Origin of the sequence: Prevotellamassilia timonensis (assembly GCF_021531665.1) — a bacterium.
GTDB lineage: Bacteria > Bacteroidota > Bacteroidia > Bacteroidales > Bacteroidaceae > Alloprevotella.
The window spans coordinates 1-341 of record NZ_JADYUH010000180.1 but is presented as its reverse complement, the minus strand read 5'-3'; the positions used below and the strand labels follow the sequence as shown (position 1 = coordinate 341).

Annotated in this window: 1 protein-coding gene; it reads right to left on the bottom strand. The window is 48.7% G+C overall.

What is annotated here, in order from left to right:
* Window positions 1–341, bottom strand: a 341-nt coding sequence (locus I6E40_RS10780; RefSeq protein ID WP_235387287.1) for an Rpn family recombination-promoting nuclease/putative transposase, incomplete at both ends; no start/stop codon positions are given.

Sequence of the window (341 nt, the reverse complement as noted above, 5' to 3'; positions counted from 1 at the left end):
AACTCCGTCTCCAGTTCCTCCTCGCTCTTCCGGAACTTGGGCATCTCGAGGTAGATGTAGGTCAGTTTGTCGTAGAACACTTCCTTGCTTCGGGTGTCCATCAACTTCACCTCGCGTTTGATGTAGTCGGTTTCTGAATCGTCCATGCAGAAGTTGAGGATGCCAATCGTATAGACTTTTTTGAGCATGAAGTTCCATCTTCCCTGAGGCGCTTGCTCCTGAATCGGGTAGGTGGAGTAGAAGATGCTGCGGTCTTTGAAGTATTCTTGGTCTGCCTTCTGCATTTCGATGAGGAACTTTTCCCCTTTCTCGTTTTCACAAAAGACGTCGAACACCGCCTT